This is a genomic window from Novosphingobium sp. PP1Y (assembly GCF_000253255.1).
GTDB lineage: Bacteria > Pseudomonadota > Alphaproteobacteria > Sphingomonadales > Sphingomonadaceae > Novosphingobium.
The window spans coordinates 817,698-832,179 of sequence record NC_015580.1 but is presented as its reverse complement, the minus strand read 5'-3'; the positions used below and the strand labels follow the sequence as shown (position 1 = coordinate 832,179).

Sequence of the window (14,482 nt, the reverse complement as noted above, 5' to 3'; positions counted from 1 at the left end):
GCTGCCCGTCAGCTGAAGCGGTATGGGCGCCCGTAACGTTCCTCGCCCACCGGGAAGTGCACGGTCACCGGCTCTTCTTCCTCGACATAGGGATCGGACCAGTCATAAGTCGGCGCGCGGGCGCTGAACAGCGTATAGCCGCACAGCACGGCATAGAGCGCCAGGCCTTCCAGCTGCCAGAACGGCATCGTGCCCATGTTCAGGATGAGAAAGCTGAGATGGGCCGCTATCAGCATCGGCAGGTCATGGCTGCGCGCGCGCAGCGCGGTGACCGCCATCGTCGCCCAGAACAGGAGCATGACGAACACGCCAACGGCGCCCAGCTCGTAAAGCGTGCCGATGATCGTGTTGTGCGGGTAGACGTCGAAGCCCTTGGACCATGATTCCGGTCCGAACCCGAACAGGTGCTGCAACGGCGTGCCATCCTTGTAGGCAAATATGTATTCGCTCCAGATCAACGGGCGGGCCGAAAGGATCTGGCGTTCGACCTGCGTGAATTCCCGCGGCGGCTTGATCAGCGCATCGGGATTGCTGAGGAAGGTGCCGAGATCGATGAAGCGGTCGTAATTGATCACCGCCACGGCCAGAACTGCCACGAACGCCACGACCAGTGCCGTTGCCGCCACGACCCGGCGCTGGGTCGGACTGACGTGCTGGGTGATCGAGGCCCAGAACACCGTCGCCACCAGCGGAACCGAAGCCATCAGCGTCGTGCGGTAACCGGCAAGGAAGATACCGACAGCGACCAGGGCCAGGTAAGCCAGACGGATGAACGGGTTAAGGCGATGCGCGAAACAGCCCACGAGGAAGGCAAGCAGGAGCGCGACGGAGAAGGCGGCCTCGTGGTTATAGCCGCCAATCCACACCAGCCCGTCCGCCATTTCCGACCCCTTGGGCAAGTTGAGCGCAACCGACAGCCACTGGAACAGCAGCAAGGGTGAAAAGGCCCAGATCATCAGCGGCATCAGCGTCTGATCGCGGTCCTGCCGCAAGGCCTCGAAGGTCGCAATCAGCAGCACGACGAAGTAGCCGTACTTGACTGTCACCGTCATCACGCCCGGAATGTCGGAATTGAGCGCCCCGCTAATCGCGACCAGGAACATGATCAGGTAGGTCGGCACCAGCACCTTGAGCGCCAGGTGCGATGGCCGGATGACCAGGAAGGCCAGCCCGGTGACGAGGATGGACACCAGCGCATTGCCGGACATCCCTGCGAACATCGGCTGGAACATGTAGACGTGGTAGGCACCCAGAATCATGCGCAGCCAGATGGCCAGGAACAGGAACCGCCCCGGCAGGCCATGGATGCGGCGGCCCGCCAATATCGCGATGATCACCAGTACCAGCGTTGCCGGCACCAGGATGGGCAGTCCGAAATGCGGACCGGTGGCGCCCAGTTCATCCATGCCGGTTCATTTCTTCTCGAACCCGATCAGGCTCACGCATAATAGGTCTTGTACGCACCGTAATAGTAGCTGGCATCCTCGTAGCCGATGCTGGCCTGTGCCGAAACGTCGACCATCGAGAGGCTCGCACCGATCACGTTCGCGCCCACCGTCTCAAGCTGGCGAAGCGCCAGTTCGGCTGCGCGTATCGGCGTCTTGCGCCAACGCACCATCAGGATCGTGCTGTCCGCCTTGGCCGCGATCGAGCGGCTGTCATCGATCGTGAGAACAGGCGGCGTGTCGAGGACGATGAAGTCGAACTGCGCGCGCAGGGCCGCAATGATATCGGCGAACTCCTGGGTATCGGCGAAGGGCTGGATATGCTGCTCGTCGTTGCGACGCGGCAGGATGAACAGGCCCGTTTCCGGATCGACGTAGAGCGCCTGGTTCAGCTCGCCCTCGTTCGCCAGCAGCGCGCGCAGGCCAATCGAGCCCTCGAAGCTCGAGCCCGGATTGGATACCCGGCGCCGCAAGTCGCAATCGACGAGGACGGCCCGCTTGCCCGCCATCGCCGCGGAACGCGCCAGCGAGAGGGCAACGGTCGTCTTGCCTTCGCTGGGCAGCGCGGACGTCACGGCCACGACCACCGGGCCGCGCTTGGGCTGGCTGATCTGAATCGAGGTCTGCAACCAGCGGAAGGCTTCCGCGAACGAGGATTGCGGGCGCTCGACCACGAGCTGCGTCGGATGGATCGGCTCGCTCAGGTCTGCCAGCTCGGGCAGGTGCTTGGTGTCCGGAATGGAGTTGAGCACGGTGACGCCCAGCCGCTTTTCCAGGTTGCTGGTCGTTTCCACGCCCCGGTCGAGCAGCTGCATCACGGCGACGACGACAGTCGACGTGGCTATGGCACCGATCAGGCCGATGAGGGCGAAGACGATCACGTTCGGGAAAGCCGGCATGCCCGGGACGCGTGCCAGGGCGACGATGTAGGAATTGCTGCGCTCCAGACCCTTCTGCGCCTGGGTCTGCTTGTAGCGGTCAAGCAGCGTGAGATAGAGCGTGCGAGCGGACTCCGCCTTGCGCTCCAGCTCAGACAGGCCGACCGACGCCGCATTGTCGCTTGCCAGCGTGCCTTCCGCACGGCTCAGCGAGCCCTGGATCGAAGCCGTCCGCTGATGCGCTGCATTAGCTTCGTTGCTCAGGTTGGCGACGATGCGCCTGACTTCGGACTCGATCTGCTCGTCGATGTCGGCCAGTTCCTGTTTGGCTGCAGCAAGCTCGGGATACTTCGGACCGAACTGCTGGCGCAGCGAAGCGACGCGGCCGCTCAGCTTGGCGCGCTGGGCGCGCAAGTTGCTGACCACCGGGGAATCGAGGGACTCGCCCAGCTCCTGCCCGTTGCTGCCGCGCGCAAGCTGCGCCCTGGCCGTGGACAGGCGGGCGTCGGCTTCGGCCTGATCGGCCCGCAACTGCGCCAGCTGACCGTTGAGGCTGGAAAGTTCCGCCTGCGTCACACTGCTGTTCTGACCGATGTCGAACAATCCATGCTGCGCGCGGTAGCGGGCCACGTCAGCCTCGGCACTTTCAACCTGCCCGCGCATCTTCTCGAGCTGCTTTTCGAGGAAGGTACTGGCCCGGCTAGTCGCGCCGGCCTTCGATTCCTTCTGGTTGTCGATGTAGGTCTGCGCCAGCGTATTGGCGACCTTCGCCGCCGTAGCAGGCGATTCCGACTGGTAATTGATGTCGATCGCGTAGGAGAAGCCGTTGCGCTTTACGCCCAGATTGCTGAGCAGTTGGGCGATTGCCCAGTTGCGCTGCGTTTCGACCGGCGCCTCCTCGCTATCGCGCAAGGAGGGATTGAACTCCGGATCCTTGGTGAGATGGAGCTTGTCGACGACCTCGCCCGCAAGTTCGGGAGACTTGAGCACCTCCACTTCGGTATCGACCGAAGCGGAGTCCGGATCGACGTTGGGCACGACCTGATCGACCTTGAGGACCTGTTCAGCCCCACGCTCCAGCGCCACGGTCGTAGTCGCGACATAGCGCGGCGGGATCATGAAGTAGATTGCAGCGACGATCGCGAAAACAATCAGGCTGACAATCATGACCAGCTTCTTGCGCCGCCGCAGGACCTGCATGAAGGCGCGCAAATCGATCAATGCACCCTGATCTACGGGCGCATCGGGGCGAGGCTGATATTTGGCAAGTGGCTGTGGTCTGGCGTACATCAGAGCATTCCCGGGGTCATGCGCAACAGAAAAGTCAAATCTCACGAAGTGGCGAATGGTTCCGCCCGTTCGAAGCTGCAATCTTTGGCTATTCTGATCGCTTAAGTGCTAGCTGTTTCAAGCGACCCGGCAACGCATTGCCTGACGGCATTAAATCAGCAATTCCGCAGTGCAGCAAGCCGGTGCTCGTTGGGGCGTGCGAAACGCGCGGCCTGCAGTAGGGAAGCTTCCCAATGATGTTGCCGAGGCACTAACCCAAAAGGAACATGCGCCCGGGCGTGACGTCAGCGGTCCGCCATGCAATTGCGGAAAGCACACCCCGGCCAAGGTGCACTGTGCGACGCGCGCGCCCGGAGAACTCATCTGTCCGATATATAACCTCCGAAAATACCGCAGGAATCCGCGACCGGCCGGCGACAGGATCCGGCTTCGGGCTGGAGTAGGACATCCCTCTGGCGAACGGAGACGGGCGGTCATTGCAGCGCGGGATCTGACCCCCACCGACCGCCATGGGCCATGCCTGTAACGGGCGCGGCGAAGTGGTCGCTAAGGCCCTAGTATACCCCGATTAATCCCGATGCTTCGCCTAACAGCCCCTCGGGGTAATACCGAATTGTCGGGGCACACGCACTACACTCGACCGACGAAGCGGAAAGCTCTTTGAGCGGCGGCGCTCGATGCCATCAACCGTAGCGACGGTGCAGCGCGAGGCCCTCGTTCTCGGCATGCTCCTGCGCCACGAAGGCCTGCACGGCACTATCGTTCTCATCGCGAACCTTGCTGCGTCTCTCGAGGCGGAAGCGGCCGACGATCTCGGTCAGGCGGCTGGCCTCCTGCGAAAGCGTGCGGGTGGCCGCATTCGATTCCTCGACCATCGCCGCGTTCTGCTGCGTCGAGGTCTCCATGCGCTGCACCTCGTCGTTGATCTCCTGCAGGCTGTCGGCCTGGGTCGAGGCGCTTGTGGCGATGTCGCGCGCCTCGCTGCGGGCAACGGCAAGCCGCGAGATGATCACTTCGAGCGCGGACTTGGTCTGCGCCACGAGATCGACTCCTGCCAGGACATCGCCATTCGACTTGGAGATGAGTTCCTTGATGCTCTTGGCGGAATCGCTGGTGCGATGCGCCAGGGCACCGACTTCGCTGGCAACGACCGCAAAGCCCTTGCCAGCCTCTCCGGCGCGCGCGGCTTCGACCCGGGCGTTGAGCGCCAGCAGGTTGATCTGGAACGCGATGTTCTCGATCACTTCGCTGATCTGGCCGATCTCCTCGGACGAGTGCTTGATCTTGTCCATGGCGCCGATCGCGTCGGTGACGATCTGCCCACCGGCCACGGCCTGGTTGTCGACCTCGGCAATGGATTCATTGACGCGCTTGACGCTCGACACGGTCGACTGGATGCCCAGGTTGACCTCGCTCATCACTTCGGCGGTGCGCGAGATACCGGCGGCCGAACGCTCGGTGCGATCGGCCAGATCGTTGGCGGCCGCACTGATTTCACGCGAGCCGGTGTCGATGTTTCCGGCCGCGTCCGAAATGTCGACGATGATCGAGCTCAATTCGCGGCGCATCTCGTGGAAATCATGGGTGATTTCCTGGTATTCCTCGGGCAGGTCGGAAAGCTGCGCCTGCAGGTTGCCGTCCTTCATCGCCTGGAGGGCCTCGCCCATCGACGCGATGACGGCGCGCCGAGCCCGCTCTTCTTCGCGGAAATAAGCCGACATCGCGGCCTCCATGTCGACGAGGGCGACTTTCACCAGGGTCGCGATCGTCTTGCCGGTCTTGCGCGCGCTGAGCGGATTGTGCAGGCCCGACGTCATCGCCCGCTCGATCATTTCCTCGAGAACGAGAGCATAGCCGCCGATATAGAACGAAGGGTCCAGGCCGACTTCCGAGTGAACGCGCCCGATCTTCTCCGAGCGCTGTACCTGCTCGTCGTCGAAGCGGTGCGAAAAGAGCGCCTTCCAGTGCGCAAGCTGGGCGCTGGCCGCGTGATCGCGGATCTGCTGGTTGGGCAGCAGGCTGCTGGCCTGCTCGTCCGTGGCGATGCGCGCATAAAGCTTCTCGAGCGCCTTGGGCGCGTGCTTCTCCACGATCGCCTTGATCGCAGGATAGCTGGCGTAGTTCTCGCCATCGAGCTGTGCGAAGTCACGGCACTTGTAAGCCTTCTCGTTCGCCATGGTAAATGCATCTCCAGTCATCGCCGCGGCACGGTGTCGCGCATCTCGGATGCTTTGCTTGGCGTACATTCGTTAGCATCGCATTGCGTGACCCCCGAGCAATTGACCAGATATGGCCGATGCCAATGCTGAACGCGGGAAAGGGTCAAGCACGCCCAATGCGCTGTGATGCTTGAAAAAAAGCCTGCCTGAACGTGGTTAAGGAATTCTTCGCGTCTGCCTGTGTGGCATACGAAATCATGGCGTTGGTATCGCCGCCCCGATTGCCGACATGCTCCTGGAAGCGACTCAGCGATGCCACTCGAGCCTTTCGAGGCAGCATATGACGGCGCGGTGATTCGGCACGAAAAACGGCCCGTTTACATCGGAGGAATATATATTTGCAGGCCCGCAGAAATAGTTTCCACAACTATTTGGAAAGCCGAAAACACCCCCGACGGGCCGCGGGAATGGCCGAGTTTCACTGGCTTGCACCGTGCAGCAAGGGCAGCTCCGGCCCCTCAGAGACACCCCGGCACCACATCTAATTACTGGTACGCAAAGGCTAAATTTGTTACTCTTCGATTCTGAAAAGCTGGGGCAGGAGAGGTATTCTCGATGGCCACGAATGATCTCTTTTCGAAGTTCATGCGCTCTTACGAAGCACACCGGGAAACCGAGTGGACGCTGGAGCAATACCTGAGCAAATGTCGCGATGACCCCATGCTCTATGCAGGCTCGGCAGAGCGTCTGCTGGCAGCGATCGGCGAGCCGGAACTCGTCGATACCGCCAAGGATGCAAGGCTCGGCCGCATCTTCATGAACCGGACGATCCGGGTCTATCCCAGCTTCTCCGAATTCTACGGCATGGAAGACACGATCGAACGGATCGTGTCGTTCTTCCGCCATGCCTCGCAGGGGCTCGAGGAGCAGAAGCAGATCCTCTACCTGCTCGGCCCGGTCGGCGGCGGCAAGTCCTCCATCGCCGAGAGAATCAAGGCGCTCATGGAAGCCTATCCGATCTACGTGCTCAAGGCCGGCGACGAAGTGAGCCCGGTGTTCGAAAGCCCGTTGGCGATTTTTGATCCGGACATCGACGGCCCGGAAATCGAGGAAACCTACGGCGTCCCGCGGCGCTACCTCTCCCGCCTGATGAGCCCATGGGCGCGCAAGCGGCTCGACGAGTTCGGGGGCGATGTCTCCCGTTTCACGGTAGCGAAGATGATGCCGTCGCGCGTGCGCCAGATCGCCATTTCCAAGACCGAGCCGGGCGACGAAAACAACCAGGACATCTCCTCGCTGGTCGGCAAGGTCGACATCCGCAAGCTCGAACTGCTCTCGCAGAACGATCCGGACGCCTACAGTTACTCGGGCGGGCTCAACCGCGCCAACCAGGGCGTTCTCGAATTCGTCGAGATGTTCAAGGCGCCTATCAAGATGTTGCACCCGCTGCTGACGGCAACGCAGGAAGGCAACTATATCGGCACCGAGAATATCGGCGCAATTCCCTTCTCGGGTGTGATCCTGGCCCACTCGAACGAATCCGAATGGCAGAACTTCAAGAACAACCGCAACAATGAAGCCTTCATCGACCGCATCTACGTGATCCAGGTTCCCTATTGCCTGCGCATCGACGAAGAGCGGAAGATCTACGAGAAGCTGCTCCAGAATTCCCAGCTGGCCGAAGCGCCCTGCGCACCAGGCACGCTCGACATGCTGGCGCGCTTTTCGGTGCTGACCCGGCTCAAGGCGCCGGAGAACAGCAGTATCTATTCGAAGATGCGCATCTACAACGGCGAGATGCTGCGCGACATCGATCCGCACGCCAAGACGATGCAGGAATACAAGGACAACGCCGGGGTCAACGAAGGCATGAACGGCATGTCCACGCGCTTTGCCTTCAAGGCGCTGGCGGCCACCTTCAACCACGACACCGAAGAGATCGCCGCCGATCCGGTGCACCTGATGTACGTGCTGGAATCGATGGTACGGCAAGAACAGCTCCCGGCCGAAACCGAGGCCCAGTACCTGGAATTCATCAAGGGCGAACTGGCGCCGCGCTTTGCCGAATTCATCGGCAACGAGATCCAGAAGGCCTACCTGGAATCCTACGAGGACTACGGGCAGAACCTGTTCGACCGCTATGTCGCCTATGCCGATGCCTGGATCGAAGATCTCGACTTCAAGGATCCGGACACCGGTCAGATGCTGGACCGCGACGTCATCAATCAGGAGCTGACCCGGATCGAGAAGCCTGCCGGGATCGCCAACCCCAAGGACTTCCGCAACGAGGTGGTCAAGTTCGCTCTGCGCATGCGGGCGAACAACAACGGCCGCAATCCGAAGTGGAATTCCTACGAGAAGATCCGCGAAGTGATCGAGAAGCGCATGTTCAGCCAGGTCGAGGACCTGCTGCCGGTCATCGGCTTCTCGTCGAAGCGGGACAGCGAGACCGAGCGCAAGCACGACGAGTTCGTCACCCGGCTCGTCGAACGCGGCTACACGCCCCGCCAGGTCCGGCGCCTCGTCGAATGGTACATGCGCGTCAAGCAGGCGGAGTAGCGGGAGCGGGAGCGAAGGAGGTGTGCTGACCCGACATGCATATCATAGACAGACGCCTCAACCCACGCGGCAAGAGCCTGGTCAATCGCCAGCGTTTCCTGCGTCGCGCGCGCGATTCCGTGCGCGGTGCGGTCCGGGACTCTCTGACCTCGCGCAAGATCCGGGAAGTTGAGAGCGAAGGCGAAGTCAGCATCAAGACCGGCGGCATCAACGAACCGACTTTCCGCCGCGACAGCCACAGCGGCAACCGCGATCACGTTCTTCCCGGCAACCGGGTCTTTCGCACCGGCGACCGGATCAAGCGCCCCCCGGGCGGCAGCGGTGGCGGCGGCGACGAGGCAGGCACCGGCGATGGCGAAGACGAGTTCCGCTTCGTCCTCAGCCGCGAGGAATTCCTCGACCTGTTCCTGGAAGACCTGGAGCTCCCCGACCTCGCCAAGCGGCGGCTGACCGGCAGCGATTCCTTCGACATCCGCCGCGCCGGCTATACGACGTCGGGATCGCCTTCTTCGCTCTCGGTCCCGCGCACGATGCGCAACGCGATGTCGCGCCGGCTAGCCCTGCGGCGCCCGACCACGGCGGAGATCGAGGAGCTGGAAAAGGATATCGCCCGGCTCGAGGCCAAGACCCGCCCTACAGAGAAGGATCGCGCCACGCTCGATGCACTGCGCGAACGGCTGGTGGTTCTCAACCGGCGCCGGACGCTGATCTCCTACATCGACCCGATCGACTTGCGTTATCGCCGCTTCGAGCAGGAACGCAGGCCGATTTCCCAGGCCGTCATCTTCTGCCTGATGGACGTTTCGGGATCGATGAACGAACACATGAAGGAGCTGGCGAAGATCTTCTTCATCCTCCTCTACCTCTTCGTCACCCGCTGCTACCGCCACGTCGAGATCGTCTTCATCCGTCACACGGATTCGGCGCAGGAGGTGGACGAGGAGACCTTCTTCTACAGCACCGAAACCGGCGGGACGCGCGTCTCTTCCGCGCTCGAGGAGATGCTGGCCGTGGTAAAGGACCGCTACTCTCCACTCGACTGGAACATCTACCTTGCGCAGGCCTCGGACGGAGACAATTTCACCCGCGACAATCCGCAGACCACGGCGCTGATGCGCGACGAGATCCTGCCAATCGTGCAATACGCGGCCTATCTCGAAGTCTCCAACCCGCCCTCCAGCGGCGTCACGGGCGAAGAACGCGCGACGAACCTGTGGCAGGCCTATGCCGAGATCGGCGGTTCCGGCGGCAAGTTCGCGATGCGCCGGGTCCATTCACGCAAGGATATCTACCCCGTGTTCCGCGACCTGTTCAGCCGCCGAAGTGCCACGGCGCGCGCCTCATGAACGCGCCTGCCTCCACCTTGCTCTACTCCGGAAGCGACTGGAACTTCGACACGCTCCAGCGCATCTACGAAGCCTGCGAGACCATCGCCATCGGCGAGCTGGACCTCAACGTCTATCCCAACCGCATCGAGGTCATCACTTCGGAACAGATGCTCGATGCCTATGCCTCCACCGGCATGCCGATCTTCTACAAGCACTGGTCGTTCGGGAAGCAGTTCCTCGCCAACGACCTGCTGTACCGCAAGGGCCTGCGCGGGCTCGCCTATGAACTGGTGATCAATTCGGACCCGTGCATCAGCTACGTCATGGAAGAGAACAGCGCGACGATGCAGACGCTGGTGATCGCCCATGCCGCCTTCGGCCACAATCACTTCTTCAAGAACAACTACGTGTTCAGGCAATGGACCGATGCGGAAGGCATCCTCGACTACCTGGAGTTCGCCCGCCACTACATCGCCCGCTGCGAGGAACGCCACGGTCAGGCCGAAGTCGAGCGGGTTCTCGATTCCGCCCATGCCCTGATGCAGCAAGGCATCCACCGCTATCCGCGCGCGGCACCGCTCAACCTCAATGCCGAAAGACGGCGCGAGGAGGAACGGCGTGCCTATGAGGAATCGAACTACAACGCCTTGTGGCGCACCCTGCCCAACAAGAAGCCGACGCACCGTGAATCGCGTGACATGCGCCAGAAGTCACTCGGCCTGCCGCAGGAAAACCTACTCTACTTCCTTGAGAAGAGCGCGCCGCGCCTGCGCGGCTGGCAGCGGGAAATCCTGCGCATCGTCCGCCTGATCGCCCAGTACTTCTATCCGCAGCGCCAGACCAAGGTGATGAACGAGGGCTGCGCGGTCTGGGTCCATTACAACATTCTCAAGCGGCTTCACGAAACCGGACAGATCACCGAAGGGGCCTTCCTCGAATTCCTGCATTCGCATTCGAACGTGCTCTATCAGCCGACGTACGATTCAGGGCACTACTCGGGCCACAACCCCTACGCGCTGGGCTTCGGGATCATGGAGGACATCGAACGGATCTGCCGCGATCCCTCGGACGAGGACTGCAGGTGGTTCGCGGAATTCGCCGGCTGCGGCGACCCCCTGAACGTCCTCAAGGACGCCTGGGCCAATTACCGGGACGAAAGCTTCATCGCCCAGTTCCTCAGCCCGCACCTGATCCGGAAGTGGCGCCTGTTCAAGCTGGACGACCGCGAGAAGGACGAAGAAGTCGAGGTGGCGGCCATTCACGACGAACAGGGCTATCAGGAGATCCGGCGCACTCTGGCGCGGCACCATGACGTCGCCGGCATCGATCCCGACATCCAGATCGTCGACGTCGACTTCGACAGCGACCGCAAGCTGATGCTCGAGCACAACGTACGCGACCGCGTCCTGCTTCAGCGCGAGGAAGCGCGGCAGGTCCTGCAGCACCTTGCCGACTTGTGGGGGTATCAGGTGATCCTCACCGAAGTTGACGCCGCTGACAGAAAGACACTTAACAGTTATGCAATCGACCCCCGCCCTGGAATATTCTACTAGGCGCGCCTTAGAAGCGATCAAATGTAGCGGTATCGGTTTCCATCGGGGCAATTGTGGCGTAACTTGCCTTTTTTAAGTTGCCGGAAAGATCGCGCAGGCGTAATGCCGCTTGAGTTCCGGCGTGTCCGCCCTCGTTCGACTTACGAGTGACGCCCGGGCGGTAATGATGGATCCGGAGGATGACGAATGGAAAGTAATCTTTCGTCGGCCGAATATATTGAGCGCGCACAGATGCACGATGGGCTTGCCAATTCCACGGCAGACCCGGAAGCCCGCAAGATGCACCGCGCAATGGCAGCCGCCTATCGACGCAAGGCTGAACGTACCGGTATCGAGATGACGGAAACGCCCATCGCACGGGGTCCCGTTCTCGAAGCGGCGATTCCCGTCGGCGCGCGCGCCTGAGGCGCCAGGCCGACCAGCTCACATAACCTGACGCCGTGCCCGGCCACCCCGGCCGCGTTGGCGCGTGCCTTTTTCACGCCAGGCTCTGATTGGCCGAATCGGCGGATTTTGTTATTGTGCTGCATGGAAAGCGCTGGTCCGACCTGGCGCTTCGTACGGCCCCCTGCCCCCGTTTGCCGTACCAGCTATGATCAGGCCGCCCCCGCGCTTCCGCGACACGCAGGAGGACGCCATGGCCATCTCACCCAACTTACGCACATATCTCAGGTCTTGCGGCACGAGCTACGACGAGATCCCCCACTCGCGCACGTTCGCTTCGGGTCGGGCCGCGCATGCTGCCCACGTCTCTGGCAAGAACGTGGCCAAGGGTGTGATGATGCGCGCCGGCGACGATTACGTGCTGGCGGTGCTGCCGTCCTCCCGCCATGTCGATCTCGACCGCCTGGGCGCCAACCTCGGCTGCGATGTCAGGCTGCTGAGCGAAGCCGAGGCGGCCATGAGCTTTCCCGACTGCGAATTCGGCGCAATCCCGCCAATGGGCGAGGCCTATGGGCTGGACTTCGTCATCGACGACGACCTGCTCGACAGACGCCTGCACGAGGATGACGAGATCTACTTCGAGGGCGGCGACCACCGTACTCTCATCGCCATCGAAGGCACCGACTGGCTGCGCATGATGAGCGAGGCACGCCACTGCGCCTTCGCCATCTGAACCGAAGCTGTGAGGCGGCAAGGCTGCGCCACAAACGAAACGCCCCACCCTGCCGGGTCGCAGGATGGGGCGCAGGAGACCGACCGGTGACCGTCTTCGGCCACCGCTCGTATTCCTAGAACTCGGACCAGTCCGCGTCGTCAACGACCTGGGCGACGGCGGTGTTGCCCACGGTCATCGGAGCGCTTGCCCGTCGCGGTGCCGGGGTGGCCGCGCGAGCGGGGCTGGACCTGCCTTCCGATGCCTTGAACGAGACCACGCTGGCATCGCCGATACGGAACGTGCCGACGAGTTCGGCCAGGTTGTCCGCCTCGGTCGCCAGGCTGCGCGCGGCAGCGGTCGATTCCTCGACCATCGCTGCATTCTGCTGGGTGACGACGTCCATCTGGCTGATGGTGTCGTTGGTCTGGCGCAGCTTTTCCGATTGCTCGGACGAGGCATTGCTGATGCGGGTGACGACTTCGGTGGTGTTGTCGATGCGCGCGATGATCGAATCGAGCGCCTCGCCGGTGCGGCGCACCATGTCCACGCCAACCGCAACCTGCGACGAGCTGGTCTCGATCAGCGTGCGTACGTCCTTGGCCGCCTCGGCGGAGCGCTGGGCAAGCCCGCGAACCTCGTTGGCAACGACCGCGAAGCCCTTGCCCGCATCGCCCGCACGCGCCGCCTCGACGCCCGCGTTGAGGGCAAGAAGGTTGGTCTGGAAGGCAATCGAGTCGATGACGGCGATGATGTTGCCGATCTCGGCCGTCGACTTCTCGATCTGCTCCATCGCGCCAACGGCCTGGCCGACGACCTCGCCGCCACGGCGCGCTTCGTTGACCGCGGCATCGACCCCGCGATGCGCTTCGGCAGCACTCTGCGCAGTGTCCTGCAGGGCACGCGACAGTTCGCTCACCGCACCTGCGGCCGTACCGATCTCACTGGCGTGATGTTCGGTGCGCTGGGCCAGATCGTCGGAAGCCTGGCTGATTTCCATCGAACCGGTGCGGATCGCATGGGTCGAGCGCGACACCGACTGCATGGCTTCGCGCAGGCGCACCACCGTCTTGTTGAAGTCCGCACGCAGCGCGGCATAGGACGCGCCCAGTTCCGGAACTTCGATAGTGAGGTCGCCGCTGGCAAGACGGCCCAGGTTATCGCCGACATGCTTGATCATGTCGCGCGCCTCTGCATCGCTGCGCTCCTTGGCCTTGACGGTATCGCGCAGCCGGGCGGCCGCACGAGCCAGTTCGCCGATTTCGTCCTGACGCTCGAGGTGCTCGATATGGCCATTCAGGCGACCCGCCTCGATCTCCGCGATGGAATCGCGCACGGTGCCGAGTTCCTCGCTGATGCTGGAGCGGATTGCGCGGGCCAACAGATAGGAAATCAGACCGGCCCCGAAGGCGATGGCCGAAGAAATGACCAGCACCCAGAAGGTAACGGCACGCTGTTCTTCGTTCAGAATCTCGCTGCGCTTGATGACCGGCTCACGAATCTGCTCGATCCCGTCGTCCACGCCGTTGCCCAGCGCGCCGATGCGATCGAGGCCTTCCGGCGTCGCCGGACCCGCGGCAAAAGTGGAGGCGACCGCGTCGATATATGCCTCGGCCTTCGCTTCTACGTCACCGGCATGCTTGGCTTCCTCGCCGTCGAGGTTGGCCTGTGCATTGCGGATCGACTCCTTCAGGTCTTCGGCATTGCTTTCCCAGTCCTTTTGGGTCTGCTCGGTGCCGATCGCGGCGTGACGGAACACGTCACGCTCAAGGGACGCGAAGTCCTTTTCCAACAGGGCCGCGGAAAGCGCCTGCTCGGAGGTCTTGTCGTCTTTCTTGCTGGTGGCGAGCGAAAGTCCCGATCCTACCACTATCGTTGCAATGAGGCAGAGCGAAAGCACGCCCGCCGTTATCGATTGAATCGTCAGCCTGCGGTTGATCGATTGCCGGCGCAACCAACTCGTACCCGGCCCGGAACCGAACGCCATTCCTAAATCCCTTTCTGTGGACCCGTGCAATTTGCCGTCTTCGCGGAGAGACGGCTCACATTCGGCTCTAGTCGCGACCCCGTGAAAATGGGGCTGTATGAAATCTAGGGGTTAGACCGGATCAGGCATTTCAGATTCGTAACGCTGAAATTCAGGCTTTTTCCGTCACCTGATCGACCGCTCACAC

Annotated in this window: 9 protein-coding genes; 5 read left to right on the top strand and 4 right to left on the bottom strand. The window is 62.3% G+C overall.

Translation table 11 applies throughout. The annotated features are described in order from the left end of the window. Positions 1-8: 8 nt before the first annotated feature. The 3 genes from PP1Y_RS10010 to PP1Y_RS09995 form a co-directional block, all read right to left on the bottom strand. Entirely contained in the window at positions 9-1,406 is a 1,398-nt protein-coding gene (locus PP1Y_RS10010; protein ID WP_013832124.1) for an O-antigen ligase family protein, read from the bottom strand. Between the two features lie 32 nt (positions 1,407-1,438). Continuing rightward, on the bottom strand, positions 1,439-3,613 hold the full coding sequence (locus PP1Y_RS10005; RefSeq protein ID WP_013832123.1) for a polysaccharide biosynthesis tyrosine autokinase: 2,175 nt from the start codon (positions 3,611-3,613) through the stop codon (positions 1,439-1,441). Positions 3,614-4,296: 683 nt separating this feature from the next. After that, positions 4,297-5,790: a globin-coupled sensor protein gene (locus PP1Y_RS09995; RefSeq protein WP_013832122.1), complete on the bottom strand. Its 1,494-nt coding sequence runs from the start codon at positions 5,788-5,790 to the stop codon at positions 4,297-4,299. A 597-nt stretch (positions 5,791-6,387) separates the two neighbouring features. Here PP1Y_RS09995 and PP1Y_RS09990 point away from each other — a divergent pair. From PP1Y_RS09990 to PP1Y_RS09970, 5 genes are all read left to right on the top strand, one after another. After that, positions 6,388-8,331 carry a PrkA family serine protein kinase gene (locus PP1Y_RS09990; RefSeq protein WP_013832120.1) on the top strand — a complete coding sequence of 648 codons (1,944 nt, stop codon included), beginning with the start codon at positions 6,388-6,390 and terminating at the stop codon, positions 8,329-8,331. Positions 8,332-8,366: 35 nt separating this feature from the next. Further along, complete coding sequence (locus PP1Y_RS09985; RefSeq protein ID WP_013832119.1) at positions 8,367-9,677, top strand: YeaH/YhbH family protein; 1,311 nt, start codon at positions 8,367-8,369, stop codon at positions 9,675-9,677. Further along, positions 9,674-11,212 carry a SpoVR family protein gene (locus tag PP1Y_RS09980; protein WP_013832118.1) on the top strand — a complete coding sequence of 513 codons (1,539 nt, stop codon included), beginning with the start codon at positions 9,674-9,676 and terminating at the stop codon, positions 11,210-11,212. Before PP1Y_RS09985 ends, PP1Y_RS09980 begins: the two co-directional genes overlap by 4 nt. Positions 11,213-11,398: 186 nt before the next feature. Next, a complete protein-coding gene (locus PP1Y_RS09975; protein ID WP_007012043.1) occupies positions 11,399-11,617 on the top strand; it encodes a hypothetical protein in 219 nt (72 codons plus the stop codon). A gap of 232 nt (positions 11,618-11,849) precedes the next feature. Beyond that, on the top strand, positions 11,850-12,329 hold the full coding sequence (locus PP1Y_RS09970; protein WP_013832117.1) for an aminoacyl-tRNA deacylase: 480 nt from the start codon (positions 11,850-11,852) through the stop codon (positions 12,327-12,329). Positions 12,330-12,444: 115 nt separating this feature from the next. Here PP1Y_RS09970 and PP1Y_RS09965 read toward each other — a convergent pair whose 3' ends face one another. Beyond that, positions 12,445-14,295 (bottom strand): methyl-accepting chemotaxis protein, encoded by a 1,851-nt coding sequence (locus PP1Y_RS09965; RefSeq protein ID WP_013832116.1) that lies wholly within the window; start codon positions 14,293-14,295, stop codon positions 12,445-12,447. Positions 14,296-14,482 lie beyond the last annotated feature (187 nt).